Below are 25,836 nucleotides of genomic sequence, written 5' to 3' on the forward strand. Positions count from 1 at the left end.
GGGAGACGGCAATGTACGCGACAGCCCTGCCCCATGGCGTCCTGATCACGATCTGCAAGAGATGGCGCCTGTTCATGACGGTCCTGCTCGGCACAGTGCTGCTGGGGGCCGGATACCTGACTTTCGCGACCAAGAAATATGAATCCGCGGCGGAACTGGTGGTCACCTTTGGCCGTTGGTCCGCCCCGGAGGTGGAACGGGGGCCGGCCACTGAGCTGACCCCGTCCGACCGGCGGGAGATCGTGCTGGCCCACGCCGCCATCCTGCACAGCCATGATCTGGCGCGCGCAACGGTGGAGGCGTTCGGCATCCCCGCCATCTATCCTGACATCGCCGCGGACCCGCCGGCGCGCGGAACCGCGATGGATGCCGCCGTCACAAGGCTGCTGGATGATCTGGCCGCCGAGGTGGGCAACCAGGACAACATCATCACCCTGTCGCTCCGCCACCCCGACAAGGAGATGGCGCCCAAGCTGGTGCGCAAGCTGATCGACCTGTATGTGGGCCGGCAGACCCAGATCTACCACAACCCGCATGAAGGCTTTCTGGCAGGCGAGGTGCGGCAGGCCAGCGATGAGTTGGCCAAGGCGCAGCAGACGCTGGAAACCTTCAAGGATCAGTGGCGGATCAGCAGCTTCGATAAGGAGGTGGAGGATCTGCTGGCCCAGCGCAGCGAGCTGGATACCAGTCTGCACGCCGCCCGCGCCACCCTGGCCCAGGCGCAGGAACGCAAGCGCGGCCTGGAAAAACTGATGACCAAAGTGCCGGAAAAACTGCCGGAGACGGCCAGCGGCGAGAAATATCGCGCCCTGGACGAGGCGCAGTCGCGGCTTCTGGAACTGCGCATGAAGCGCAGCCAGATGCTGGCCACCTATAACCCCGACGGGCCGGCCATGGCCGCCTTGAAGGCCGGCATCGCCACGGCGGAAAAGGAGGTGGCGACCCGCCGCGTCGATCTGGAGAAACGGTCCACCAATGCGCCCAACAGCGTCTATCAGACCCTGCAAACCGATTATCTGCGCACCAGCGCCGACGTGGAAAGCAATGCCCAGCCCGTCCAGGTGCTGACCGGCCAGATAGCGACCCTGGATGAGCGTCTGACCGAGCTGCGCCGCAATCGGGGCCGGTTCAATGATCTGGTGCGCGAATACCAGATCGCGGAGGAAGCGTACCGTTCCCTGTCGATGCAGCACGCCAATGCCCGCGTGAAAGGCAACCTGAACAGCGAACGCATTTCCCCCGCCGCCGTGTTGAGCGAGCCGACCCAGCCTTATCGCACGGTACGGCCGCGCGGGTTGGCCACGATGATCGCCTGCCTGATCGGCGGCGCCATCCTGGCCACCATCGCGGTGCTGCTGCGCGAAGCGCGGGACGACCGCTTCACGACGGCGGAACAGGTTGTCTTCCTTCTGGACCTGCCGGTCCTGGCCAGCTTCGAGCGGCAGCCGCATCGGCCACCCCTGCAATTGCTGGCCTACGGAGACAGCGCATGACGAAGCTGAACATCGCCCCGGAACCGTTCCGGGACCCCATCACCCCGTGGCAGGAACATGAAGTCCGAGAGGTGGACTGGCCCGTGCCGGAGGATCTGGCCATGGTGGACCTGATCGAGCTTTACCTGGAAATCGACGCCGTCCTGGCCACCGACCGGGGTATGGCCATCCAGTTCCTGGCAGCCGGTCCCGGCCCCGGCGCATCGGAGATCGCATTGGACATGGCCTGGGCCGCCGCCAGCGTCCTGGGCAAGAAGATGCTGGTGCTGAACTGCACGCGCCAGCCCTGGGCCCCGTGGCCGCCGTCCGCCGCCGATGCCGGGGCCGACGGCATTGTCCGCGCACTGGCCCGGCAGGCGGAACTGATGAAGATACCGGAGCAGGAAATGTATATGGCCGACCTGCGCGGCTGGCCCGGACGCGGCATCTCGCCGGCCCGAACGGACGAGATCGCGGGCCATATCGAAAGCTTCCGCCGGCATTTCGACATGGTGATCGTGGTGGCCCCGCCCGCCGACAGCGAGCCGCTGGGCGCCATCCTGTCGGGCCATGTCGATGGCAATGTCATCGTGATCGAGGCGGAGCAGACGCGGCGGTCATCGGCCATCCGCCTGCGCGAACTTCTGGTCCGCTGCAACCGGCCCATCCTGGGGGCCATCCTGCATGACCGGCAGAACCATATGCCCGGCTGGATGGCCAGCCTGCTATGACCCGGCCCCTGCATGTCATGGTTGTGAATAATCTCTATCCGCCGCTGATGGCCGGCGGGGCAGAGCGGATCGTGGCCTTCCTGTGCAAAGGGCTGGTGCAGCGGGGGCACAGGGTCACCGTTGTTTCCACCTGCGGCCCGGACATGGAACCCTATCCGGTGGAACAGCGGGACGGGGTGGAGGTGATCCGCTTCTTCCCGCCCAATCTCTACTGGTCCTTCGAACGCTCGCTGAACCCCGGACCGCGCAAATGGCTGTGGCATGCCAAGGATGCCTGGAACCGGGACGCGGCCCGCCGGCTGGGCACCATCCTGGACGGGGCCAGACCGGATATCCTGCACAGCCATCTGATCGACGGGTTTTCCGCCGCCATCTGGGCGCGCGCGCGGGCCGATGGCGTGCCGGTGGTGCATACGGCGCACGACTATCATCTGCTGTGTCCGCGTGCCTTCCTGCTGACCCATGACTGGCGGCTATGCACCCGGCCGCGCGTCCATTGCCGGCTGTACCGGCATTGGCATATCCGCACCACCCGCCATGTCGGCCTATTCGCCAGCCCGTCACGCTTCCTTCTGGACCTGCATCAGCGCGCAGGCCTGCGCGCGGGGGCCGGAACCGTGGTGCATAATGGCATTCCCCTGCCCCCCGACGCCGATGACATCCGCCAGAACCGGCCCCCGGACAGCCGGGGCCGGTTCCTGATGCTGACGCGGCTGACGGTGGAGAAGGGGGTGGAAACGGCGCTGGAGGCCATGGCCATCCTGCCGCGCGACCTGCCCGTGGAACTGTCCATCGCGGGCAAGGGACCGCTGGCAGACAAGGTGCGGGCAGCCGCAGCCGCCGACCCGCGCATCCGCTATCTGGGCTTCCTGGACGGGCCGGCGAAGGTGGAGGCCCTGACGCGGGCGGGGCATCTGCTGCTGCCGTCCCTGTGGTTTGAGAATGCGCCCGTGACCATCGTGGAGGCTGCCGCCTACGGCCTGGGCCTGCTGGGCAGCGATATCGGCGGCATTCCCGAATTCGTGGAGGCCGGGCGTACCGGCTTTCTGTTCCGGCCCGGTGATGCCGGCGCGCTGGCCACCCTGATGGCGCGGCTGGCCCGCGATCCGGGTGCGCTGCCGGAACTGCCCGACGCGTCGGCGGCCCTGGCCCGACGCTTCAGCATGGAGCGCATGATCGATGATTACGAACGACATTACCGGGCGCTGGCCGGTGCCCGCATGGCGGCAGCCGTGGCGTAAGGGCCTCCTGCCGCTGCTGCTGTGCCTGCTGCTGCCGGCCCTCCCGGCGCGGGCAGAGCTCTATCCCGCCGACAGCAGCGCCCTGAATGTGCGCGATTTCGGGGCGGTGGGCGACGGGCAGACCGACGATACCGCCGCCTTCCTGGCGGCGCTGGCGGCCAGCGGCGGGGATACGGGCGCCAGCTTCTGGCAGGACCGGCTGGTCTTCGTGCCCGACGGCACCTACCGTATCACGGCCACGCTGCTGAAACGCTATGCCGATGGGCGGTTCGCATCGGGCTTCGTCCTGATCGGGCAATCGGAAACCGGAACGGTGCTGAAACTGCCCGACCAGGCCCCGGGCTATGGCGACCCGCAGCGCCCGCAGCCCGTGATCCTGACCAGTTCGAAACTGTACCGCAGCGGGGCGACGGAGGGTGGCAAGGATTATCCGGGCCGGGGAGAGGGCAACGACGCCTACATGAATTTCGTGGAGAACATGACCATCGATGTCGGCAGCGGCAATCAAGGTGCCATCGCCATCGATTATCTGGGCAACAACAGCGGCGCCATCCGCCATGTCACGTTGCGCGCCGGGGCCGGCAGCGGGGCCGTGGGCCTGTCCATGACCCGCAAATGGCCCGGCCCCACCCTGATCCAGCATCTGACGATCCAGGGCTTCGCCACCGGCATCGCGACCGCCCAGACCGAGTATGGCCTGACCTTCGAACATGTGAACCTGTCGAACCAGACGGACACGGCCATCGCCAACAGCCAGAACGCCCTGACCTTCCGTGATCTGCGCATCGACGGGCCTTCGGGCCGGATCATCAATGCGGGCGACAAGGCCTTTCTGGCGATCGAGGGCGGGACAGCCCCCGGTGGCGGCGTGGCGGACCTGATCCGCAATGACGGCTTCGTCACCCTGCGCGACCTGTCCATCGGCGGCACGGTGCAGAGCGGTGTGCTGCAAGGGCGCAGCAACTGGCAGGCCGCACCGCCGCCCGCCGGGCGCACGGCATGGGCGGACCCGCCGCCGGTACCCATGGTGGAAGCCGGGCAATGGGTGAATGTCGCCACCTATGGCGCGACCGGCGATCCCGCACAGGACGCGACACAGGCGCTGCGCCAGGCCTTCGCATCGGGGGCAGCCGTAGTTTATCTGCCCAACGGCACCTATGCCGTGAATGACAGCGTGGATATCCCGGCCAGCCTGCAACGGATCGTGGGCATGAATTCCACCATCCGCGTCATCAACCGCCGTCCGGCCTTTGCCCGCACCAACGGCATGTTCCGCGTCGCCACGGCGGGGCCGCCCTTGTTCATTGAACGGCTGGCCTTTGACAATACCGGTCTGGGCGAGCAGGTCGGGGTGGAACTGTCGGGCGGGCGGGAGATCGTGATGCGGGACATCGTGTCCGCCGGCACCACCATGCTGGACCGCCGCGCCACCGGCGGCCGGGCCTTCCTGGACAATATGTGCTGCGGCCTGCTGCGCATCACGGGGCCGCAGCCGGTATTCGCGCGCCAGTTCGACAGCGAGGGCACGACGACCCGCATCATCAACCGGGGCAGCCCGCTTTCCATCCTGGGCCTGAAGACCGAGGGGGTCTGCACCGTGCTGGACAACCGCGAGGGGGCGCGGACCGACATTCTCGGCGGGCTGGTCTATGTCGTGCGCGACGGGGCACCGGCCACGGTGCCCACCTTCATCAACACCGGCTCCTCCCTGTCCGCCGGTTTTGTCGAGGAATCACTGAGGTCCGGCAGCCGGTATCAGATCTATGTGGGCCGCGCCGCCGGCGATACGACGCCGCCCGTGCCCGTCACGGACTTTCCCGAACGCGGCTTTGGTCGCTTCGTGCCCAACCTGCGCGACGGGCCGCCGTGATCTAGAGCTGTTTTCGGTATACCGGAAACAGCTCCGGCGGCGACTGCCGCCGCGCCGCACGTGCGGCGTGAAGCCAAGCCGCGGATGCGGCGCCGGCGCTTGAGGAACCAAAAGCTGGAGCGTATTTCCAGTCAACGGAAACGCGCTCTAAGGACGGGTGATGGCGAAGGGATCGGTGCCCGGTTCCTTTACCGGACCGGGCCGGGGCGGCAGCCTGGCGGCGACGCAGGTCCCGCCCAGGCGCCGGGCATCCGTCTCGCAATCGGCATAGGCGGGGTAGACGCAGGACATGACATTGCCGGCCCGCGCCAGACAGTAAGGCAGGGCGGCGATGGGCCTTTCAAACTCCCGCTCATTGGTGACGCAGCGCCCGCCGGCCCTGTCCGCCTCCCGCTGACAGGCGGCGGGATCGACATAGAGGCATTGGGCCGGCACGCCCGTGACCTTGACACAGAAGGGGGCTGCGGCGGCCATGGGCGTCGCGCCCAGCAGCAGCGCAATGATGGCGGCGGTGTGTTTCATCCCTTCACCCCTTCGTCCCGTTGTTGATCGATGGCCCGCACCATGAGGGCCAGCAGCAGCAGGCAGCAGACGGCCTGTGCCGCGCTGTATCCCGCGATCACCCAAGGGGCGGCCCATCCCTGGGCCATACCGGCCAGGAACACGCAGACCGTAAGGCACAGCCGCCCCACCTGCCAGCCGGCGGCCAGCCCCTGCCGGCCCAGGATCTGAAGCGTGTGGAACACGGGCTGGACAACCGCCTGCGCCAGATAGCCGAGGCTGAGCGCGTGCAGATAGGTCACCGCCTGCTGCCATTCCGGCCCGAAAATGCGGGCAAAGGCGACGGACGCGGCCAGGTTGGCGGCCAGAATCCAAAGGAGCGCCAGCAGGAATTGCCGCGACACGACCTGTGCGAAGCGGCGTTTCAGGCGGGTGGGGTCGCTGGCCGCAATCTTTCCCGCCTCCCCCATATAGACCTGCAATATGGAGGTCCCGACGATGGCCAGCGGGCGCGAGACCACCCGTTCCACCAGGAAGATAAAGCCGGCCACGGCGGGGGAAAAGGCGATGCCGGCCAAGAGATACAGCAACTGGCTGCTGCCCGCCGCGTCGATCAGGGCGGCCCAGCTGCTGATCAGCGGGAAACGGATATGGCGGCGGGCCATTACCCGCATGCGCCGCCAGGACAGCAGCCGCCAGACACGCCGCATCCGGGCCAGGACACAGCCGAACAGGCCGAAGCTTCCCGCCGATTGCCCCAGGACGAAGCCGGCCAGCAGACCCGGCGCCCCCAGCCCCGCCAGGGCCAGCCCGATCTGGCTGACCGGTCCCACCAGCCCCTGCGCCAGCCTTGTCTTGGCGATGGCGGGGAAGTCGCCGGCCCGCGTGGCCAGTTGCAAGGCGATGTAGTAGAAGCCGAGGCAGAAATAGCCCAGGACCAGCAGCCCCTGGTAAGCCGCCAGCGGCCCCTCGTCCAACGGCACCAACCAAAGCGCCCGCAGCGTAGCATCCGGCACCGCGAAGACCGCAACGCCCAGCGCCGCCGTGGTCAGCAGCAGCGCACACAGGCAGACCGCTGTCAGATTGACGGCATCCGCCCGCCGCCGCACCAGCAGCAGGGCGAATTCATAGCGCAGGGACGCCACGACCACGATCATGGTCAGGGCAGCGGAATAGACGCTCAAGGTCCCGAACTGCTGCGGCGTGTACAGCCGCGTTAGCAGCGGCGACAGCAGCAGGGCAATCATCTGCCCCCCAGCCGCCCCCGTCAGCAGGATGGAGACATTGCGCAGGAAGGGCCGGGCCGACAGCGAGGCGCGCAGTTGGCGCGGATGCCAGCGGCCCGGCCCCCTGATCGCCTTCTGGTTGGTACAGTCCTGGGTCATGATGATCCCGTTCAGTTCCCCCCTGCCATAACATCCAGAATTCGGATGCGCACCGGGCAAAGGAGCGGGTCACAGGGTGATCACAACCCAGCCTGTGAAGGTGACACTAAATAGTTCTGGCAAGGCCGGACTTCACGCCGATTTCGGGTTCGCATCTGCACCCAAGTATCGGCCCGGTGTTCAACGGATAGCGGGAGCCTGAAGTGATGCGATCTGATGATGGTTTCACGGATAACAACTTCACGCCCCTGCGGCTGCTGCTGGCGCTGCTGGTGGTGCTGGGCCATCATCAGCTGTTCATCGCCATCCCGTCGCCGCCCTGGCCCTTCAATTATGCGGCCCTGGCCGTGGAATGCTTCTTCGTGGTCAGCGGCTATCTGGTGGCCAACAGCTTTGACCGCGACCCGGACCCGAAGCGCTTTTTCATCAAGCGCTTCTTCCGCATCTACCCGCTCTATATCACGGTCGTCATTGCCCAGACCCTGATCCTGGGGGCCCTGGCGCAAGGCGGGGTCTCCGGCAATCTGGGGTCCATGGCCACCTATTTCCTGGCCAATGCCGCCTTCGCCAACTTCCTGCAATATGATGTCGGCAATGGGCCTTTAAGCGGTTTGTACGAACAGAGCCTGAATGCCAGCCTCTGGACCCTGAAGATCGAGGTCGGCTTCTACCTGCTGCTGCCCTTCATCTGGCGGCTATTCCAGCGGCGGGGGATCGGGGTGCTGGTGGTCCTCTTCCTGGCCTCGGCCCTTTATCACCATCTGCTGGACCGGGCGGGCCATGCCACCCTGGCCAAGCAATTGCCGGGACAGCTGCAATTCTTCGTGCTGGGCGTCGCCGCCTACCGGTACCGCCACCGGCTGCGGCTGGAAAACCGCTGGGCCGGGCTGGCCTTGGGTCTGGCGCTGGCCGCCGCCGTCACGGGCCTGCTGCATGCCCGCCCGCCGCTCCTCTATCCCGTGCTGGTCGCAGCATTGGTGGTGGTGCTGGCCCTGATGACGCCCCGGCTGCGGATGACATCCGACATGTCCTATGGCGTCTATCTGCTGCACGCCCCCATCATCCAGTTGTCGCTGCTTTTCGGCCTGTATGAACCCGGCATCGCGGGGGTGGCCGTTACGGTGGCGCTGGTCCTGCTGCTGGCCTTTGCCGCCGAACGGGTAGTGGAACTGCCCGGTATCGCGCTGGGCTGCCGCCTGATCCGCCGAAAGGCATCAACACCAAGGCCGCCCGCATCCGACCGCGACCTGACCATCCTCATGCTGAATGATTACTGTCACGTGCAGGGCGGGGCCAGCAAGGTGGCCATCGACGAGGCGGTACGGCTGTCGCGGTCGGGCGCGCGGGTGATCTTTGTCGGCGCTGTCGGCCCCGTCTGCGCCCCGTTGCGCGACGCCCCCCTGACGGTGCATTGCCTGGACCAGCGTGAATTGCTGGAGGCGGGCCGCCATCCCGGTGCGGCGTTGCAGGCCCTGTGGAACGGCAGGGCCGCGCGTCTGGTGGCCGATATCCTGCGCCCCCTGCCGCCCGACCGGACCATCGTGCATCTGCACGGCTATACCAAGGCGCTGACGACCGCACCGGTGCGGGTGGCCGACCGGATGGGCGTCCCCGTCATCTGCACCCTGCATGATTTCTTCCCCGCCTGCCCCAACGGCGCCTTTTTCAACTATCAGACGGCGCAGCCCTGCACGCGAGCCGCCTTATCGCGTGACTGCATTACCACCCGCTGTGACAAGCGGCGGCACGCACACAAGCTGTTTCGGGTGGCGCGGGGGTTGATCCAGAGGGCGGCAGGGCGGTTCCCGGCCTCTGTCGCGCATTATATCGCCCTGTCGGAACGGTCCGCCCGCATCCTGTCCCCGTATCTGCCGCGCCAAGCCCAGATCCACCGCCTGCCCAACCCGGTGGAGGCGGTGCGCGCAGTGCCGGCGCCTGTAGCCCTGAATGACATGATCCTCTATCTGGGCCGCCTGGACGAGGAGAAGGGCGTGCGGATGCTGGCGCGGGTGGCCGCCGGCATGGGCCTTCCCATCACCTTTGCCGGCGACGGGCCGCTGCGGGCGGAGATCGAAGCCATTCCCGGCATGCGGGTGACGGGCTGGCTGGACAGTGCCGATATCCAGAAATTGCTGTCCTGCACGCGCTGTCTGGTCTTTCCCAGCCTGTGGTACGAGACATTCGGCCTGACGGTGGCCGAGGCGGCGGCACGCGGCGTGCCTGCCATCGTCAGCGATATCTCCGCCGCCGCCGAACGGGTGCGCGACGGCGTGTCCGGCTGGCTTTTCCGCAGCGGGGATGAGGCGGATCTGGCCCGCTGCCTGTCGCTGATCGCCGATGATGCGGCGGTGCAAGCGGCGGGACTGGCCGCCTACACCGATTTCTGGGCCGACAGCCGGTCCGGGGACCGGCATGTGGCCGACCTTCTGTCGATCTATCGCGCGGCGGTGGCGCGAGACGCGGTGGCCGCGGCCTGACGGAACTGCCCCAGCCAGGCGACGATGCCTTCCAGCGGCAGGGTCAGGGATGTGGGCGCCGGGTTGGTGATCCAATGTTCGATGGCTTCCGGTTCCATCCGCGACGCCACGGGCAGGCCGGTAGAAAGGCTGATTTCCGTGGCCCGGTTATCGACCGGGATGATCAGCGCCCGGCGGCGGTGCTGCAGGGCGCGGATGCCGCCATGCAGACGCGCGCCCACAAAATCCACATCCTGTTCCGCCAGCAGCCGGTCATAGGCGGCAATGTCGGGCGTGATGGGCACATAGCCGGTGGCCCCGATCTCCCGCATATAGTCCACATCCTCCGCCTGCTGCGGCCAGAAATAGACGGTGCGGTAATTCAGGCGCAGCATTTCAAAGATGCGGCGGTCCTGTTCGGGGGCGGGGCGATAATAGGTGACGGCGAAGACCGCATCCTGTGCCGTACGGACGGGGATGCTCTCGCAATGGCTGCGGTCCAGCATCCACATGGTCGGACAGGCCGTATAGACCAGATTGGGCACATGCGGGCGCAGCAGGTTGTAGGTGTGCATGTCGCGCACCGAATGCAGGCCATCCTGCGACAGGACCTTGCGGAAGAACAGGCGCGTCGCCGCATCCGGGCCGCCGCGCCCATATTGCTGCCAGCCCACGCCCATCAGGATCACATTGCGCCAGTTCAGGTAATCCAGGGGCGTGATGCGCCAGTTGCCGCGCACCAACATGTGCGATTTGAGGATATTGGTGCCGCCGACAATGGACAGGTCGGCCTTCCGCCCCTCCCGCAGTTCCGACAAGGTCGCGCGGCGGTGGGTGGGGGTACGGATGAAGCCGGCATCCGGGAACAGCGACCGAACCTCCTGCCAGACGGCATCCATGATGAACTGGTCGCCCAGATTGTCGCTGTCCATGGCGGTGTCGAACATGTTGATCAGCATCGCTCTCTCCTGTCTTCCTGATCCGTGAAGCCCTGGTGCAGGGCGGCATGCGGGAAACGTGCGGCCAGGGCCGGAAGGGCCGTGGCAGGGCCGAACCAATGGATCGTTCCACAGATTTCAATCAGCGGCAGGTCATCCTCATGGTCGGTGAACAGGATGCGCGGCCTTTCCATCCAGCCCTGCCGGGCCAGGAAATCCAGCACGGCATCCCGTTTGTGCGGCCCGATATTGCTGGGCATGGTCCGGGGGCGGATGGCCGGGGTGGCCAAGACATGGGGAATGCCCAAAAGGCCGCCGAATTCCTGCGCATAATCCGCCGCCGCCGCGGTGGCCAGCACCCCGTCGAGGCGCCCCGCCGCCACCGCCGACAGCAGCGGTTGCAGTTCCGGGCGGACATGCCGGCGCAGCCCATTGTTAAAATGGGCCAGCGTGGCGCCGCCATCCCCCGCGACGGACCGCTGCCACAGGGACTGAAGATGGTGTTTCAGCGCCTCATGCCCCAACAGCCCGGCCTTGCGCGCCACAAGCGCCCCGCCGGCGCGCAAGGCCAGGCCCAGCCGCCGCCCCGGCGCCATGTGCGGGCTTGCCGCCCGCAGCATGTAGGACGCCCAGAGGCGGAAGCTGTTGACCGAAAGGACGGTGCCGTCCAGGTCCAGGATCAGGACGCTACGCATCGAGGGACCAGGGGAAGCGGCACAATTGCCCCTGATGCAGGGCGTAATGGGGCCGGGCCAGCGGTCGGGGCGTCGTCACGGTGATCACGGCGGACCGTATCTCTGCCGTCGATGGGGCCAGACCCCGCACCGCCTCCAGCACATGATGCAGCGTCACGCCGCTGTCCACCGCGTCATCAACGATCAGCAGCGACACACGCCCCCCGGCCCCGGACAGCCAGGCGCGCAGGCGCGACAGTTCCTGCGGATCGAAGATATAGGGCGCGGCGGGGGCGGACCGGGCGCGCTGGGTCAGCAGCGCATGTTCGAAGACGCGCAAGCGGTCGGCCACGGGGCGCGGCAGCCGGGCCGCAAGGGCTTTCAGCCCGGCCAGCCGGTTCTTGGCGGCGGTGCTGGCCCGGCGGCAGGTCATGGACAGCACTGGCAGGCGGTCCCCCGCCGACCGCGCCATGGCTTCGGCCACATGCAGCCCACCCGTGGGCACGGCGATCAGGGCGTCGGGCCGGAAATCCCCGTTCACCTGCCGCATCAGATGGGCGCAGGCATCCTCAAAACCGGCGGGATCGAAACTGACCACGTCCGGTTGACGCAGCGAATGCAGGCTGGTCTTCATCTTCTGCCTCCATGATGTCAGGAGCGTGAAGCGGCCCGGCGGGCCGCAGTGCGGGGCCGGCTTGTGCCGTCTCCCGCCAGAGGGTGCCCAGGGCAGCACCCAGGAACAGGCAGGCCGCCTGATCCTCCACCACCGACAGGACGACGCCGTAACCGGCGGCGAAGGCCAGGATGGCCACCGCCGCCTCCACCCGCCGCACATCGCCCGTCACGGGCCGCAGGGCGAGGCGCACGGCCAGCGCCGCATAGATCACGGCGAACAGGCCAAACCAGGCGAACAGCAGGACCGCGATATTGTCGGCGGGATTGAAGGCGTCCGGGGCATAGAGCCGCTGTGGTCCGCCCAGGCCGCCAAGGCCGACCCCGAACACCAGCATCTGGTGCCGCGCGATCCAGTCCCAGGCATCGGGCCAGGTATAGGCGATGCGCAGATAAAGGGATTCCATGCTGAACACCCCATCCCCATGGTCCAGGTGCAGACCATGGGTGAAGAGCGGCAGCCCGGCGGCCAGCAGCAGAAACCCCAGGAAGGCGGCACGCAGGCCCGTCAGCCGCAAACCCGCCGGCAGGCACAGCAAGGCCGCCACCGGCAGGAAGGCGATGAGGGAGCCTTTCTGCGTCGTCAGGAACACGCCCACCAGGGCCGGCAGCGCCAGACAGGCCCGCGCCAGCGGGCTGCGCAGCCGGCCCATCAGTACGATGGTCAGGCAGGGCAGGATGGCGGCGACAGCGATGGAGCTGCGTGTGAAGCCCGCGACACGGCGGGCGAACGGGTCACTGATCTGCCAGTCCTTGGAGACATCGACATTCAGGTCGCCGACCATGGTCCGCATCCCGGTCCAGGGAAAGGCCATGCCCGCCTTGTCCAGGCAGATGCCGATCACGATAACGACCCAGAGCAGGGCGAAGAACCGCAGGACACGGCCCCCCGGCGCCACGAACATCGCGGCCAGGAAGAAGCCGAACAGCAGATTGACCAGCACCTTCACGCCATAGGCCACGCCCAGCGGGCTGCCCATAGTTCCCATCAGCACCAGCCCGTGAAAGCCCATGGCGATGCCGAAGGCGGCGAACGCGGGATGCACGCGCAGTTGCGCCGCATGCGCCATGCATAGCGCCAGCAGCGGCCCCAGGATCAACCCGTCGCGCAGCAGGATCAGGCTGTCCCGCCCCGCCAGATAAAGGCCGTAGCGGGCCGGTGCCTCCAGCGCATAGATGCCCAGGTAAAGCGCGCCGCAGAACGCGCACAGGCGGACCAGACCGGGCACGTCCACATTGCCCCCGTCCGCCGCCAGGATGGGCAGGGTGCGTGGGGGGCGTCGGGGGCCGGCAAGAATGATCGCGTCGGTCATGCTGCAACACAACACGGTTCCAGAGGGTCCCGGTTGTGATCAGTCTGTGGCCGCGCGAAAGGCGGCTTGTCGGCATGCTGCACTGCGGTGTCTTGATGGATGGACCGCAATGGATGAAGGAGCCGGGCCCATGACCGCCCCCACCGTGATCGTCACCGGCGGCGCCGGTTTCATCGGCAGCCACAGCTGCAAGGCGCTGGCCAGGGCCGGGTTCCGGCCCGTGGCTGTCGACAATCTGTCGAACGGGTCAGCGGATGCCGTGCGCTGGGGCCCGCTGGAGCGTGGATCACTGGAGGATGCGGGCTTCCTGGACGCCATATTCCGCCATTACCGGCCCGTCGGCGTCCTGCATTTCGCAGCCCTGATCGAGGCGGGGCTGTCGGTGACGGAACCGGGCCGCTTCTATCGCAACAATGTGGCCGGGACGCTGGCCCTGACGGAGGCGATGGACCGGGCCGGGGTGACGGCGCTGATCTTTTCCTCCACCGCCGCTGTCTATGGCAATGCCGGGGGCGCACCGATCGTGGAGACGCAGCCCCTGATCCCCGTCAACCCCTATGGCCGCAGCAAGCTGATGGTGGAGGAAATCCTGGCCGATCTGGCCGCCGCCGGCGGTGGGCTGCGCTTCACTTCCCTGCGCTATTTCAACGCCTCGGGCGCCGATCCGGATGGGGAATTGGGGGAACGACATGATCCGGAAACCCATCTGATCCCGCTGGTTCTGCAAACCGCCCTTGGACAGCGGCCCGAGATAAGGGTGTTCGGAAGCGATTACCCGACGTTGGACGGCACCTGCGTGCGCGACTATGTCCATGTCAGCGATCTGGCTGCGGCCCATGTCCTGGCCCTACGCCGCCTTCTGGATGGCGGCGGCAATCAGTGCCTGAACCTGGGCAATGGCCGGGGCTTCTCAGTGCGGGAGGTGATCAGTACCGTGGAACGGGTGACGGGCCTGCCCGTGCGCTGCCGCGATGGGAACCGCCGCCCCGGCGACCCCGCCATCCTGATCGCCGACGCCACCCAGGCCCGCAATCATCTGGGCTGGACACCTGCCTATCCGGATATCGAGGACCATGTGCGCCACGCGGCGGCATGGTTCGGGCGGGCCTGACACTTATTCCAATCTCCCCTAATCGCCGGTCGGCGGCCTCCAAACTGCCAAGGGTCCGACCCTCGGCAGTTTGGTATTATCCGGCACTTTACTGCCGGCTATCGCGCCGCTACCTGCTTCAGCACGCCATAGACATAGTCCACGCCCTCATGGATGGACTTCACGGCAACGCGTTCATCATGGCCATGCACGCGTGACGATGTGTCGGGATCGGTCGGAAACGGCCTGATCCCATAGACCGGGACGCCGCGCGCCCGCCAGGCACCGGCATCGGTGGAGGCCTGCAGCATCATCGGCAGCACCTGCGCACCCGGCCATACCCGTTTGGCTTGCTTTTCCAGCGCGCCGAACAGGTCGGTCTCGATGCTGGAGGGCTGGATGGCGCTGCGCTGACGGAAGAACTCAGCCTGTTCCTCCTTGGGCCGGGAATTCACGATCTCCACCTCGATGGCGGGATTGCCGATCAGCGCCTTCACCTGTTCCACGAACTGGTACACATCCACACCCGGCATCAGGCGGGCATTCATGATGGCCTCAGCCTCACCGGGGATGATGTTCGGCTTGACCCCGGCATTGATCATCGTGACGACCATCGTGTCGCGCATCAGGGCCGAAAGGGTTGGCGCCTCCTGGGGGTGGGCTTCCAGCACCGCCTTTGCGGCAACCAGACGGGCGGCATCGTCACCCGCCGCCAGCAGACGGTCAACCGCACCCGACAGGGGGCCGGGATTGAGCCTGGCCAGACCCTTGAAATAGGTGATGGCCGGCGGCGTCAGGTGGATGGGTGTTTCGGCGAAGGCGATCTTGCCCAAGGCAGCGATCAATTGTCCGTTGGCGGTTTCCAGCGGCGGTACCGCCAGCGACGAATGGGCCGCCTTACCCCGCGCGGTCAATTTCAGGTTTAAGGTCTGCTTGTCCGCAACAGAGATGTTGATCTGCCGGACCTTGCCGTCCGGGTCCAGCATCGTGTTCCCGCCCTCATTCAGGGCGACGGCGGCCTTGATCTTGTCCCAGTGGTTCTGGGCCAGCCAGCCGGTATTGAAACGCCCCTGCTCCTCATCCGCCTCTGCCAGGAAGATGATGTCGCGTTTCAGCTTCACCTTCTCCCGTGCCAGCCGCATGACGGCGCGGGCGAAGACGGCGACCGCGCTTTTATTGTCGAGCGCGCCGCGGCCATAGACGAAGCCATCCTTAATGGTGGCGGCGAAGGGATCGACGGTCCAGAATTCACGCTCCACCGGCACCACATCGGTGTGGGCGGCCAGCAGCACAGGCTCCAGGCTGCCATCGCCCTTCAGCCGCGCGATGAAATGGGCGGCCTTGCCGTTGGGGGCGAGGATGATCTCTGTTTCAACGCCCAACGGCTTGAACAGGCTATCCAGATAGGCTGCCAGTTTCGTGGTGTCGCCGGGCGCGTTCACCGTGTCGAAGCGGATCAGGTCCTGCAACAGGGCGACGGCGGCATCACCCTCCGCCGACCGGGGCGCAGCCTGCGCGGCAGGCACGGACAGGGCCAGCAGCAGGGCCGGAACCAGCAGGTGACGGAGGGAATGCTTCATCGCTTGATACCCCCTTACTTCACATTGATCTGATAGCTGCCGGTGGATTGATGGCCATTGGCTGCCGTCACCGCCCAATCGACTTTGTAGGAACCAGCCGCCAGCCTGGCCTTCGGCGTGACGGTCAGCGACTGGCCATCCGCGCCATCGGCAATGGTCACACCCCCGGCGGGCGCCGGCGACAGGGTGACCGTGGCCGTGCCCGGCGTCAGCTTTTCCGAAAAGGACAGGGACAGGGTGGATGGGGCCGGACCTGTGCTGTCCACCGCCGGATCGGCGGCCTTCAGCTTGGGATGGGCAAAGGCGGGGGTCGCCAGCAGCAGCGACAGGGCAATGGCGGGGATTATGCGGGTGATGCGCATGGGGATGGTCCTTTCAGGGGGGGGTGAAGGGAGGTGCAGCCCTTAAAACCGATAGGTCGCCTTCACATGGAAGGCCCGGCCATTGACGCCGTAGGGCGCGATATAGGCGTAGGGGAAGGTGCCGTTATTGTCGGCGCCATTGGTCCCGGCGGCGACGGAGGCGGCGGTCGAGGCGATCTGTTTTTCCGGGTACTGGTCGAACAGGTTCGACACACCGGCCGACAGGGTGAAATCCTCGGTCAGGTCGTATCCGGCCTCGATATCGACCACGATATCGGCGCGGTAATACTGGATGATGTCGGAATTGGCCGAACCGGGGGCCGCCGGCACCAGCTTCACCTTGTAGCCGGGCGTCAGGGCCGCGACCTGGGCCGGGGTGCGGTTGGTCAGGGCCACCTGCGCCACCTCGCCATAGCGGGTGCCGGTCAGGTTCAGATGCAGCGCGTCCTTCTGCCAGTTCAGGTTGGCCGTGAACTTGTCCTTGGGCATGCTGTCGGTGAAACGCACCTGCTGCGACAGGTCAAACAGCACCGTGGTGATGCCGATGGCGGACAGGGCCGCCGGCGTGCCGGCGATACGGTCGAACTTCGTATCGTTGAAATTGGCGGCGAAGGTGCCCGTCACCTCCCCCCATTCATCCAGATCATGCTTGTAGCGCAGGGTGATATCGACACCCTTGGTGGTCGTGTCCACGGCATTGGTCAGGTAGGAGATGGCACCCAGCCCCGGATATCCGCGCGCCGCCAGCAGGTTGGTCAGCGCCGTGGACTGGAAGTTGGACGACATGGCGATACGGTCGGTGATCTCGATCCGGTAATAATCCACCGTGGCATCGAAATCGCCGCTGCTGAACACGACACCGGTGGAGATATTGTCCGACTCTTCCGGCTTCAGCGCCGTGGCCCCCACCAGGGCGGCGGTGGGATGGTTGACGGAGATGTTGCGCGTGCGCAGCGGTTGGCCGTTCACGAAGCTGACATTGGTGGAACTGAAATAGGACTGGGCCAGGGCCGGCGCCCGGAAGCCGCTGCCGAACGACCCGCGCAGCGCCAGTTCGTCCGTGATCTCGAACCGGCCCGCCAGCTTGTAGTTGGTGGTGTCACCGAAATCGGAGAAATCCTCGTACCGCAGCGCACCCGACAGGGTCAGCCGCTCGTCGAAGAAATCACGTTCCAGCTCGACATAGGCGGCCTTGCTGTTGCGATCCTGTTTGGTGGCGTCTTCGGGCGTGTTGCCGCCGCCAGGCTGTGCCCCCACAGGGGCCGGGCGGCCGGCATTGGGACCGTCCAGGATGGGTACCCCGCCATTGGCATAGCTGTCGGGCTCGCCCACACCCAACTCGTAGATTTCCTTGCGATATTCAAACCCGAAGGCGAATTTCAGCGGCTCCCCGCCGCCGACCGGGATTTCGCGGGTGAAATCCAGGTTGGTCGTCCATTGTCGGAAATCGTTGAAGCCACGATCGAAGCTGGTCTTTGTGGCCGTGCCCTGGGAGACGTTGGCAGTATTGGAATAGCCGGTATTGATCCGCGACCCGCCATACAGCGTGGACAGATCCCAGCCGAAGCCGGCCAGATCATCCCCGCGCAGGCCGACAGCGCCGGAACCGTTGATGATCTCGATCTCCTGGATCGGCATGAACCCGTCGGGATAGAGGCTACGCAGCGTCTCATCCTGGCCGGCGCGGCGGAAGAAGTTGAAGCTGTTGCCCTTCAGCCGGCTGTAACCGCCGAAGCCATAGGCCGTGACATCATCGGATAGCGGCTTCTCGGCATTCAGGAACAGGGCGATCTGTTCATATTTCGGTTCGCCGAAATTCCACATGTCGCGGTCGATGGTCGCCTCACGCGGGTCCAGCGTGCCGTTCGACGGTGTCAGGCCGACGCCCGACCCGTAATTGCCCGACGGGGCGACCAGGGCGCCGGTGGCATTGCGGCCGAAATACTGCTGGCGGGTGTCTGGGGCGGCACGGTTGGTCTCCTCATGGTCCTTGTACTGCACCGTCAAACGGGCAAAGCCGTCATCGCCCAGATCGATCCCCTTGCCCGCCGACACTTCCACATGCTGGCCATCCCCTTCCCCGGTGATGCCATACATGGCGGACGCCGTACCGTCGGTACCCTTGGCAAGCTGCACATTCATGACACCGGCAATGGCGTCGGACCCGTACTGGGCCGCGGCACCGTCGCGCAGCACCTCCACCCGCGCAATCGCCGCCGTCGGGATCGCGTTGAAATCATAGGCGACGTCGCCGCGCCCGATCTGGTTGCCGGCATTCACGCCCGGCGCCGTATGCCGGCGCTTGCCATTGACCAGCACCAGCAGCTGACCCGTCGAGAGGCCGCGCATGGTGGGCGGGGTCAGGAAGTCCAGCGCACCCGCCGCCGTGGGGCGCGGCGTGCTGAAGCTGGGCACCGCCACCTTTAGCATGCTTTGCAGGTCAGTCGCCCCACCGCGCGTCAGCTCCTCGGCAGAGATGCTGTCGATGGGTGTCGGGCTTTCGGTCACCACGCGCGGTTCGAAACGCGACCCGATGACGATGATCTCCTCCAGGTCCGCCGGCTGGGCCAGGGCCGGCGACACGGCCAGCAATGCCAGGGCGGAGACGCCGGTGAAAGTGAGATATTTCAGTTCCTTACCCATGATGAGGGTTCCCTGTTTGGCTGGTTGATTGGTGGCTTGACGACAGCTCTTGCGGCTGACTTCGGGACGCGCCTGGAGGTTCGGGCAAAACCTGCCCGTTCACGGAAGGCGGGCTTCCGTGGGAGAAGGGATTTGTCGGGACGAAAGGGCGGCGGGGCCTATGAGATCATGGCGTCCCCCGTCGGGTCGGCGTGGTCATTCCCGTCAATGCAGCACCTGGCCCAGGAAGGTCCGGGTCCTTTCATGCTGCGGATTGGTGAAGAAATCGACCGGCGGGGCTGCTTCCACGATCTGGCCGGCATCCATGAAGATGACGCGGTCGGCCACCTGCCGGGCGAAGCCCATCTCATGCGTGACGCAGAGCATGGTCATGCCCTCGCCCGCCAGTTCGACCATGATGTCCAGCACCTCCTTGACCATTTCCATGTCAAGGGCACTGGTCGGCTCGTCGAACAGCATGATCTCCGGCGACAGCGACAGGGCGCGCGCGATGGCCACCCGCTGCTGCTGCCCACCCGACAATTGGCCGGGGAATTTGCGCGCCTGATCAGGAATGCGCACACGGGTGAGATAGGCCATGGCGATCTCTTCCGCCTCTGCCTTGGGCATGCGCTTCACCTGGGTCAGGGCGAGGGTACAGTTTTCCAGGATGGTCAGGTGCGGGAACAGGTTGAACTGCTGAAACACCATGCCGACCCGGCGGCGCACGGCCTCCACGCTGCGCGCATCGCCGGTCAGCTCCGTGCCTTCCACCGCGATGCGCCCAGCCTGATGTTCCTCCAGCCGGTTGATACAGCGGATCAGGGTGGATTTGCCGGACCCGGACGGGCCGCAGATGACGATCCGCTCCCCCCTGGCGACCGACAGGTCGACATCGCGCAGGACATGAAAGTCGCCATACCATTTATTGACGCGGGACAGTTCCACGGCGTTCATCGACGGTTCCCCTTGGACATCCGCATTTCCAGCCAGCGCGCATAGCGGGAGATGGAAAAGCAGAGGATGAAATAGATCAGCGCGATCAGCAGATAGGTCTCGGCAAACGGCGCCGGCCAGTCGGGATCGGCAAGTGCCGCACGCCCCGCGCTCAGCAGGTCGAACAGGCCGACCACCAGGACTAGGCTGGTATTCTTGACCATGACGATCACAGTGCTGGTCAGCGGCGGGATGACCTTTGCAATCGCCTGCGGCAGCACGATCAGCCGCGTCGTCTGTGCCCAATTGAGACCCAGCGCCTCTGCCGCCTCCGTCTGTCCCTTGGGGATCGCCTGCAACCCGCCACGCAGCACTTCTGCGATATAGGCGGCCGATACCAGCACCATGGCGGCCAGGGCGCGGGCCAGCTTGTCGATGGTCACCCCGTCGGGCAGCATGATGGGCAGCAGGATCGAAGCGATGAACAGCAGCGACAGCAGCGGCAGGCCCCGGATCAACTCGATGATGCCGATGGAGAGGTAGCGCGGCACGGGCAGGCTGGCCCGCCGTCCCAGCGCCAGCAGCACCGCCAGCGGAAAACCAAGCCCCAGCGACCAGACGGTCAGCAGCAGCGTGACGGGCAGCCCGCCCCAGGCCGATGTCGGCACGGATTTGAGCCCCAGCACGCCGCCCCCCATCAGGACAAGGCTGCACAGCATGCCACCCACCCACAGGCCCAGGGTCAGCTTTGTCCAGTTGCGTGGGGCCAGGCTCCACAATCCCAACCCCAGGATCAGGGTACAGACGGCGATGGGCCGCCAATGTTCCGCCGGGGGATAGATGCCGAACAGGATTTGGGGATATTTCTGCGCCAGGAAGGCCCAGCAGGCGCCGGCCTGCCGGCATTCATCGCCGCCCCCCGTCCAAACCCCGTTGATCACGGCCCAGGACAGCAGATGCGGCAGCATCCAGGCCAGACCCAGCAGCCCGATCAGGGTCATGGCGGCACTGACCATGTCGCCGAACAGCAGGCGCCACAGGGGCCGGCGTTCGGCCAGGGGGGCCGCACGGGCCGGGGTCGGCGCGGTGCGTACGAAGACGGGTGTGGGTTGGGTCATGTCCGTCATCGCGTCACCAGGGCGATCCGCCGGTTGTACCAGTTCATGAACAGTGACGCCGTGACGGACAGGGTCAGGAAGACCAGCATCAGGATCAGAATGCCCTCCACCGCCTGACCCGTCTGGTTGATGGTGGTGGCCGCCACCAGGGCGATGTCGGGATAGCCGACGGCCAGCGCCAGGGTCGTGTTCTTGGTGATGTTGATATATTGGCTAGTCATGGGCGGAATGATCACGCGCAGGGCCTGGGGAATGACGATCAGGCGCAGAATCCTGCCTTCTTCAAGACCCAGGGCGCGCCCTGCCTCCCACTGGCCTTTATCCACGGCATCGATGCCGCCGCGGATGATCTCCCCGATGAAGGCGGCGGAATAGAGCAGCAGACCCGCGAACACCGCCGTGAATTCCGGCGACAGCCCCATGCCGCCCGTGGCGTTGAAACGCCCGATCACGGGCCGGTCCAGCGACAGGGTCAGACCTGTTGTGACCCAGACCAGCCCCGCCAGCAGCAGGGCCGACAGAATGGCGATGCGGCCATAATGGTTGGGAATGCCGGTGCGCAGGCTCTGTGCCCGCCCATACCGCCATGCCACGGCAACAGCCGCCAGCCCCAGCAGCAAGGCTGCGAGGAACGGCCCCTTGTCGCCCGCAATCACGGGCCGGGGCAGGTAAAGCCCCCGGTCGGCCAGGATCACGCCGTCGATGGGGGTGAAGGCCGCATGGATATTGGGCAGGCCCAGCGTGACGAGCGCGTACCAGAACAGCAGTTGCACCACCAGCGGCGTGTTGCGCATCGCCTCCACATAGACCGTCGCCGCCCCGCTGGTCAGCGGATGGGCCGACCGCCGGGCCAGCGCCACGCCAAGGCCCAACACTGTCGCCGCCAGGGCCACCGTGACGGCCAGGAACAGCGTATTGCCCAGCCCCACCAGGAAGGCCCAGCCGAAACTGTCGGTGGGGCGGTACCGGATGATGCTCTCCGCGATGGGAAAGCGGGCCGCGCGGTCCAGAAATCCGAACCCGCCCGTGATGCCGCGGTCATCCAGATTGCCGGCGGTATTGAGGATCAGCCAGCCGACACCGCCGGCCACCAGCGCCAGCAGCAGGGCCTGCAACCCGATCTGTCGGGTGCGGGTGTCGTGGAGAAGGGTGGAGAGGTTTGTCATCCCCGCCCCCTCAATTGAACGCCATGGGAACCATCAGGCCCCCGTCGCGGAACAGGCGGTTAAGGCCGCGATCCAGCTTCAGCGGGCTGCCGGCACCGACATTGCGGTCGAACATCTCGCCGTAATTGCCCAGTTGCTTGACGATGCGCCAGGTCCATTCCTCATCCAGGCCCAACGCGGCACCATTGCCCGGCTCCACGCCCAGGAAGCGGCGGATGGTCGGGTCCTGGCTGTTGCGCATCTCGTCGATATTGGCCTGCGTAATGCCCAGTTCCTCCGCCATCAGCAGCGCCTGGAACGACCATTTCACGATGTCGAACCATTGGTCATCGCCATGCCGGACAGCGGGCGTCAGGGGCGACAGCTTGCCATCCGCTGGGAAGATGATGAAATCGTCGGGATTGCTGGCCATGGTGGCCCGCACCGACGCCAGACCCGACGCATCGGTGATCAGGGCATCGCAGCGACCGGAGAAGAAGGCCTGCCTTGTCGCCTGCGTGCTGTCGAAGATCACAGCCTTCAGGTTGGGCGCCACCGACGCCACCAGATTGGTGAAGGTGACCTCCGTCGTCGATCCTGTCTGCACACAGACCGAGGCGCCGTCCAGTTCGCGGGAATTGGTCACGCCCCGATCCTTGCGGACCATGATCCCGTCATAGTCGTAATAGTTGGGCAGGGTGAAGTTCACGCCATTGGCGTCGCGCGCCAGCGTCCAGGTGGTGGTGCGGGGCAGGATGTCGATCTCCCCGCTTTGCAGGGCCGTCAGGCGCTGCTGCCCCGTCAGGGGGACGAACCGGACCTTGTCCTTGTCGCCCAGAACGGCGGCGGCAACGGCACGGCAGGTCTCCACATCCAGCCCGCGCCAGTAACCCCGGCTATCCGGTGCGCCGAAGCCCACGGTGCCCGTGCTGGCGCCGCAGGAGACATAGCCGCGGTCGCGCACGGCCTTCAACGTGCCTCCCACAGCGGCGCTAGCACCCGCTGGGCCACCCGCCGCCGGCTTCTTCTCTGCCGCCGGCTGTCCACAGGCGGTCAGCGCCAGAACGCACATTCCCGCCAGAAGCCGTTTGCCGATCCCCCGCATGACCCGCCCTCCCCGCTTGGCCGCTCTCAACCACCCAGAACGGGCACAGCCAGCGCCGCGAACAGGGCCTCCAGATCGGCCCACAGATCGTCCGGATCCTCCATGCCGACGGAGATGCGCAGGATCACGCCTTCATCGCTCCAGTCGGTGGCCACCCGGTCGGCCTTGATCGCCATGGGCACGATCAGGCTGCGTGTACCGCCCCAGGAGGCGCCAATGGCAAAGGTCTTCAGAACCCCGAACGCCTCCTCGATCACGGCATTGGCCGGGGCCTTCAGCACCACGGAGAAGACGCCGGACGCGCCGGTGAAATCACGCTTCCAGACCTCATGCCCCGGACAGGTGGGCAGTGAGGGGTGCAGCACCCGTTCCACCGCCGGCAGCTCCGCCAGACGGCGGGCAAACGCCGTCGCCACCGCATCGGCATGGCGCATGCGCACGCCCATCGTCTCCAACCCGCGCAGCGCCAGCCCGCAATCATCCGGCGAAACGCCGATGCCGATCATGCGCATCGTGTCCTTCAGCCGGCGGAACAGGGCCACATCCTTGACGCTGATCGACCCCATCAGCAGATCGGAATGCCCGCCGACATATTTGGATAGCGCCTCGCCGGAGAAATCCACGCCATGGGCCAGCGGCTTGAACAGAAGCGGCGTGGCCCAGGTATTGTCGCAACCGGTCAGGATGCCGCCACGTTCCTTGGCCACCTTCACGATGGCCGGCACATCCTGGAACTCCATGGTGGTGGAGCCGGGGCTTTCCATCCAGATCAGCTTGGTGTTCGGCTTCACCAGCGCATCAATCCCCGCCCCGATCAGCGGATCATAGACGGTATATTCGACGCCCCGCGGCTTCAGGTAATTCTCACAGAAGCCACGGCACGGCGGATAGGCGGTATCGGGGATCAGCACATGGTCGCCCGGCAGCAGGATTGTCAGGAAGACGATGGTGATCGCCGCCTGGCCCGAGGGCACAATCACCGTACGCTCCCCTTCCTCCAGCGCCGTCAGCTGCGCTTCCAGGGTGCGGGTCGTCGGCGTGCCGTGCAGGCCGTAGGTGTATCCGTCCGGCCCCCGGTATTTGCGGTTGGTATAGGATTTGGCATCGTCGAACAGGATGGTTGACGCCCGATATGTGGGGACGCCGATGCTGGCAAAGCCTTCATGCGAGACGGCGGGATGGATGACGCAACGGGAAAGGTCGCGCATGATCTTCCTCTTGAAGTTTGATGAGATCAGCATGTCGGCACTGACATACAATTTCAATTGACCTGTCAGCACAGGTCCATAACCAGATATTATGGGTGATCGCCCCTGGGGCCGGGGATGATGGGCCTGAAACAGACCTGGCGGGACTGTCTTCCGGCGTTTCAGGGCAAGCGGAATGGCCAGAAACCCTTGCTGAAGGCCTGAAAGGACCCCCGAACCCTTGCCCGTCGCCCAATCAATCGAAAGGTGGAGAATGGGGCCTGTTCTGCTGTAAGGGGGGGGATACAAATTCAATTGACCATGAAGCTTCACTGCATGCACTGATGTTATGGAGTGAATTGCCAGCGGGACCCTCGGCATGCATTTCCGGCAGTTGGAAATTTACCGCGCCACCATGATCAGCGGGTCCGCCTCCCGCGCGGCGGAGTTGCTGCGGATCACGCAGCCGGCGGTCAGCCGGGCCCTGGTGGAACTGGAGGAAAGCCTGGGGTTCGCGCTGTTCGACCGGGTGAAGGGCAGGCTTGTCCCCACGCCGGAGGGGCAGATGTTCTTCCGGGATGTGAATAGCAGTTTTGTAGGTCTGGACCGGCTGCGGGCATCAGCGGCGCGTATCCGTGATTTCGGATCGGGAAGCCTGCGCGTCGCCAGCATGGCCGCGTTTGGTTCCACGGTCGTGCCGAAGGCCGTCCATACGTTCCGGCAGAAGAACCCGCAGATCGCCATCACCTTGCAGGTTCTCTCCTCCTCCACGGTGCGCGATCTGGTCGCCAACCAGCAGTTCGACATCGGCATCGCCGCCGACGAGGTTGACCTGTCCGGGGTCGAACATCGCATTTTCAGCAGTTTCCGCGCGGTCCTGGCCATCCCACAGGGGCATGAACTGGCCGCGCTGTCGGTGATCACCCCCGCCGACCTGCATGGGCAGCCCTTCATTGCCCTGGCACCGGAAGACCGCGCCCGGCATCGGATTACCGAGATCCTGGAAAGTTCGGGGTCCAGGCCTGAAATCATCGTGGAAACACCCAGCGCCGGAACGATCTGCGCCCTGGCGCTGGCGGGGGTTGGGGTCGGTCTGGTCAATCCGGCCGCCGCCGACGGCTATGCCGAACGCGGGCTGGTCTTCCGGCCATTCAAGCCGGATGTCCAGTTCAAATCCTATCTGCTGTTCCGCCCCGATGCCCAGAAGGCCCGGCTGGTGAAAAGCTTCGTGGCCGAACTGCTCTATTTCCGCGACCGCGTCACCTTGCCGGGAACGGGGAAGGCCGATTGAAATGATCGCCGAGGCTAAGGTCTATGGTGGTCCTTGAACAGCAGAAAGCCCCGGTGGATTTCTCCATCGGGGCTCTTAGGTTTGGATGCGGGGGCAGGATTTGAACCTGCGGCCTTCAGGTTATGAGCCTGACGAGCTACCGGGCTG

General features: G+C 66.0%; 21 protein-coding genes. 7 read left to right on the top strand and 14 right to left on the bottom strand.

The genetic code is table 11. The features are described 5' to 3' along the window. The first annotated feature begins 11 nt into the window (after nt 1-11). Genes ACT6Q8_RS23035 through ACT6Q8_RS23050 form a run of 4 tightly spaced genes read left to right on the top strand, consistent with a single transcriptional unit; the run spans nt 12 to nt 5,314 of the window. Nucleotides 12-1,493: a GumC family protein gene (locus ACT6Q8_RS23035; RefSeq protein ID WP_444734835.1), complete on the top strand. Its 1,482-nt coding sequence runs from the start codon at nt 12-14 to the stop codon at nt 1,491-1,493. Further along, nucleotides 1,490-2,203, top strand: a complete 714-nt coding sequence (locus tag ACT6Q8_RS23040; RefSeq protein WP_444734834.1) for a hypothetical protein — start codon at nt 1,490-1,492, stop codon at nt 2,201-2,203. The genes ACT6Q8_RS23035 and ACT6Q8_RS23040 overlap by 4 nt, the downstream gene beginning before the upstream one ends. Further along, nucleotides 2,200-3,444 (top strand): glycosyltransferase family 4 protein, encoded by a 1,245-nt coding sequence (locus tag ACT6Q8_RS23045; protein ID WP_444734833.1) that lies wholly within the window; start codon nt 2,200-2,202, stop codon nt 3,442-3,444. The genes ACT6Q8_RS23040 and ACT6Q8_RS23045 overlap by 4 nt, the downstream gene beginning before the upstream one ends. Further along, on the top strand, nt 3,383-5,314 hold the full coding sequence (locus ACT6Q8_RS23050) for a glycosyl hydrolase family 28-related protein (protein ID WP_444734832.1): 1,932 nt from the start codon (nt 3,383-3,385) through the stop codon (nt 5,312-5,314). Before ACT6Q8_RS23045 ends, ACT6Q8_RS23050 begins: the two co-directional genes overlap by 62 nt. A gap of 147 nt (nt 5,315-5,461) precedes the next feature. Here ACT6Q8_RS23050 and ACT6Q8_RS23055 read toward each other — a convergent pair whose 3' ends face one another. Then, complete coding sequence (locus tag ACT6Q8_RS23055) at nt 5,462-5,836, bottom strand: hypothetical protein (protein WP_054168444.1); 375 nt, start codon at nt 5,834-5,836, stop codon at nt 5,462-5,464. Then, complete coding sequence (locus ACT6Q8_RS23060; protein WP_444734831.1) at nt 5,833-7,200, bottom strand: oligosaccharide flippase family protein; 1,368 nt, start codon at nt 7,198-7,200, stop codon at nt 5,833-5,835. Before ACT6Q8_RS23060 ends, ACT6Q8_RS23055 begins: the two co-directional genes overlap by 4 nt. Nucleotides 7,201-7,406: 206 nt before the next feature. Here ACT6Q8_RS23060 and ACT6Q8_RS23065 point away from each other — a divergent pair, with 206 nt between their 5' ends. After that, on the top strand, nt 7,407-9,677 hold the full coding sequence (locus ACT6Q8_RS23065) for an acyltransferase family protein (protein ID WP_444734830.1): 2,271 nt from the start codon (nt 7,407-7,409) through the stop codon (nt 9,675-9,677). Here ACT6Q8_RS23065 and ACT6Q8_RS23070 read toward each other — a convergent pair. Genes ACT6Q8_RS23070 through ACT6Q8_RS23085 form a run of 4 tightly spaced genes read right to left on the bottom strand, consistent with a single transcriptional unit; the run spans nt 9,635 to nt 13,253 of the window. Then, nucleotides 9,635-10,615 (bottom strand): polysaccharide pyruvyl transferase family protein, encoded by a 981-nt coding sequence (locus tag ACT6Q8_RS23070; protein ID WP_054168442.1) that lies wholly within the window; start codon nt 10,613-10,615, stop codon nt 9,635-9,637. The two genes, ACT6Q8_RS23065 and ACT6Q8_RS23070, sit on opposite strands and share 43 nt — an antisense overlap. Next, nucleotides 10,609-11,289, bottom strand: a complete 681-nt coding sequence (locus ACT6Q8_RS23075) for a haloacid dehalogenase-like hydrolase (protein ID WP_054168441.1) — start codon at nt 11,287-11,289, stop codon at nt 10,609-10,611. The genes ACT6Q8_RS23070 and ACT6Q8_RS23075 overlap by 7 nt, the downstream gene beginning before the upstream one ends. Beyond that, nucleotides 11,282-11,902, bottom strand: coding sequence for a phosphoribosyltransferase (locus tag ACT6Q8_RS23080; RefSeq protein ID WP_444734829.1), 621 nt, complete (start codon nt 11,900-11,902; stop codon nt 11,282-11,284). Before ACT6Q8_RS23080 ends, ACT6Q8_RS23075 begins: the two co-directional genes overlap by 8 nt. After that, nucleotides 11,838-13,253 carry a hypothetical protein gene (locus ACT6Q8_RS23085; protein ID WP_444734828.1) on the bottom strand — a complete coding sequence of 472 codons (1,416 nt, stop codon included), beginning with the start codon at nt 13,251-13,253 and terminating at the stop codon, nt 11,838-11,840. Before ACT6Q8_RS23085 ends, ACT6Q8_RS23080 begins: the two co-directional genes overlap by 65 nt. 130 nt (nt 13,254-13,383) lie before the next feature. On the opposite strand from ACT6Q8_RS23085, the gene galE reads away from it, so the two are divergent. Next, nucleotides 13,384-14,364, top strand: coding sequence for a UDP-glucose 4-epimerase GalE (gene galE, locus ACT6Q8_RS23090; RefSeq protein ID WP_444734827.1), 981 nt, complete (start codon nt 13,384-13,386; stop codon nt 14,362-14,364). 98 nt (nt 14,365-14,462) lie between these two features. On the opposite strand, the gene ACT6Q8_RS23095 is transcribed toward galE, so the two are convergent. The 8 genes from ACT6Q8_RS23095 to metC form a co-directional block, all read right to left on the bottom strand. Then, entirely contained in the window at nt 14,463-15,923 is a 1,461-nt protein-coding gene (locus ACT6Q8_RS23095) for a M20/M25/M40 family metallo-hydrolase (protein ID WP_444734826.1), read from the bottom strand. Nucleotides 15,924-15,937: 14 nt separating this feature from the next. Further along, entirely contained in the window at nt 15,938-16,285 is a 348-nt protein-coding gene (locus ACT6Q8_RS23100; protein WP_444734825.1) for a copper resistance protein CopC, read from the bottom strand. 42 nt (nt 16,286-16,327) lie between these two features. Continuing rightward, nucleotides 16,328-18,928 (bottom strand): TonB-dependent receptor plug domain-containing protein, encoded by a 2,601-nt coding sequence (locus ACT6Q8_RS23105; protein WP_444734824.1) that lies wholly within the window; start codon nt 18,926-18,928, stop codon nt 16,328-16,330. Nucleotides 18,929-19,132: 204 nt separating this feature from the next. Next, on the bottom strand, nt 19,133-19,864 hold the full coding sequence (locus ACT6Q8_RS23110; RefSeq protein WP_444734823.1) for an amino acid ABC transporter ATP-binding protein: 732 nt from the start codon (nt 19,862-19,864) through the stop codon (nt 19,133-19,135). After that, nucleotides 19,861-20,961 carry an amino acid ABC transporter permease gene (locus tag ACT6Q8_RS23115; RefSeq protein ID WP_444739432.1) on the bottom strand — a complete coding sequence of 367 codons (1,101 nt, stop codon included), beginning with the start codon at nt 20,959-20,961 and terminating at the stop codon, nt 19,861-19,863. Before ACT6Q8_RS23115 ends, ACT6Q8_RS23110 begins: the two co-directional genes overlap by 4 nt. A gap of 5 nt (nt 20,962-20,966) precedes the next feature. After that, on the bottom strand, nt 20,967-22,127 hold the full coding sequence (locus tag ACT6Q8_RS23120) for an amino acid ABC transporter permease (RefSeq protein ID WP_444734821.1): 1,161 nt from the start codon (nt 22,125-22,127) through the stop codon (nt 20,967-20,969). Between the two features lie 10 nt (nt 22,128-22,137). Continuing rightward, entirely contained in the window at nt 22,138-23,211 is a 1,074-nt protein-coding gene (locus ACT6Q8_RS23125) for an amino acid ABC transporter substrate-binding protein (protein ID WP_444734820.1), read from the bottom strand. Nucleotides 23,212-23,237: 26 nt separating this feature from the next. Then, complete coding sequence (metC, locus tag ACT6Q8_RS23130; RefSeq protein WP_444734819.1) at nt 23,238-24,419, bottom strand: cystathionine beta-lyase; 1,182 nt, start codon at nt 24,417-24,419, stop codon at nt 23,238-23,240. Nucleotides 24,420-24,777: 358 nt separating this feature from the next. On the opposite strand from metC, the gene ACT6Q8_RS23135 reads away from it, so the two are divergent. Then, nucleotides 24,778-25,689, top strand: coding sequence for a LysR substrate-binding domain-containing protein (locus ACT6Q8_RS23135; protein ID WP_444734818.1), 912 nt, complete (start codon nt 24,778-24,780; stop codon nt 25,687-25,689). The last annotated feature ends 147 nt before the right edge of the window (nt 25,690-25,836 follow it).

The sequence above is a fragment of the Niveispirillum sp. genome (genome assembly GCF_052437035.1).
Classification (GTDB): domain Bacteria; phylum Pseudomonadota; class Alphaproteobacteria; order Azospirillales; family Azospirillaceae; genus Niveispirillum.

What these genes read in the sequence shown, in the direction of transcription:
- ACT6Q8_RS23085 (WP_444734828.1), bottom strand. Translation starts at nt 13,253, where the DNA reads ATGACCGACGCGATCATTCTTGCCGGCCCCCGACGCCCCCCACGCACC.
- ACT6Q8_RS23080 (WP_444734829.1), bottom strand. Translation starts at nt 11,902, where the DNA reads ATGAAGACCAGCCTGCATTCGCTGCGTCAACCGGACGTGGTCAGTTTC.
- ACT6Q8_RS23070 (WP_054168442.1), bottom strand. Translation starts at nt 10,615, where the DNA reads ATGCTGATCAACATGTTCGACACCGCCATGGACAGCGACAATCTGGGC.
- ACT6Q8_RS23050 (WP_444734832.1), top strand. Translation starts at nt 3,383, where the DNA reads ATGATTACGAACGACATTACCGGGCGCTGGCCGGTGCCCGCATGGCGG.
- ACT6Q8_RS23045 (WP_444734833.1), top strand. Translation starts at nt 2,200, where the DNA reads ATGACCCGGCCCCTGCATGTCATGGTTGTGAATAATCTCTATCCGCCG.
- ACT6Q8_RS23065 (WP_444734830.1), top strand. Translation starts at nt 7,407, where the DNA reads ATGCGATCTGATGATGGTTTCACGGATAACAACTTCACGCCCCTGCGG.
- ACT6Q8_RS23105 (WP_444734824.1), bottom strand. Translation starts at nt 18,928, where the DNA reads ATGGGTAAGGAACTGAAATATCTCACTTTCACCGGCGTCTCCGCCCTG.
- ACT6Q8_RS23100 (WP_444734825.1), bottom strand. Translation starts at nt 16,285, where the DNA reads ATGCGCATCACCCGCATAATCCCCGCCATTGCCCTGTCGCTGCTGCTG.
- ACT6Q8_RS23035 (WP_444734835.1), top strand. Translation starts at nt 12, where the DNA reads ATGTACGCGACAGCCCTGCCCCATGGCGTCCTGATCACGATCTGCAAG.
- ACT6Q8_RS23060 (WP_444734831.1), bottom strand. Translation starts at nt 7,200, where the DNA reads ATGACCCAGGACTGTACCAACCAGAAGGCGATCAGGGGGCCGGGCCGC.
- ACT6Q8_RS23115 (WP_444739432.1), bottom strand. Translation starts at nt 20,961, where the DNA reads ATGACCCAACCCACACCCGTCTTCGTACGCACCGCGCCGACCCCGGCC.
- galE (WP_444734827.1), top strand. Translation starts at nt 13,384, where the DNA reads ATGACCGCCCCCACCGTGATCGTCACCGGCGGCGCCGGTTTCATCGGC.
- metC (WP_444734819.1), bottom strand. Translation starts at nt 24,419, where the DNA reads ATGCGCGACCTTTCCCGTTGCGTCATCCATCCCGCCGTCTCGCATGAA.
- ACT6Q8_RS23125 (WP_444734820.1), bottom strand. Translation starts at nt 23,211, where the DNA reads ATGCGGGGGATCGGCAAACGGCTTCTGGCGGGAATGTGCGTTCTGGCG.
- ACT6Q8_RS23075 (WP_054168441.1), bottom strand. Translation starts at nt 11,289, where the DNA reads ATGCGTAGCGTCCTGATCCTGGACCTGGACGGCACCGTCCTTTCGGTC.
- ACT6Q8_RS23055 (WP_054168444.1), bottom strand. Translation starts at nt 5,836, where the DNA reads ATGAAACACACCGCCGCCATCATTGCGCTGCTGCTGGGCGCGACGCCC.
- ACT6Q8_RS23135 (WP_444734818.1), top strand. Translation starts at nt 24,778, where the DNA reads ATGCATTTCCGGCAGTTGGAAATTTACCGCGCCACCATGATCAGCGGG.
- ACT6Q8_RS23110 (WP_444734823.1), bottom strand. Translation starts at nt 19,864, where the DNA reads ATGAACGCCGTGGAACTGTCCCGCGTCAATAAATGGTATGGCGACTTT.
- ACT6Q8_RS23120 (WP_444734821.1), bottom strand. Translation starts at nt 22,127, where the DNA reads ATGACAAACCTCTCCACCCTTCTCCACGACACCCGCACCCGACAGATC.
- ACT6Q8_RS23040 (WP_444734834.1), top strand. Translation starts at nt 1,490, where the DNA reads ATGACGAAGCTGAACATCGCCCCGGAACCGTTCCGGGACCCCATCACC.
- ACT6Q8_RS23095 (WP_444734826.1), bottom strand. Translation starts at nt 15,923, where the DNA reads ATGAAGCATTCCCTCCGTCACCTGCTGGTTCCGGCCCTGCTGCTGGCC.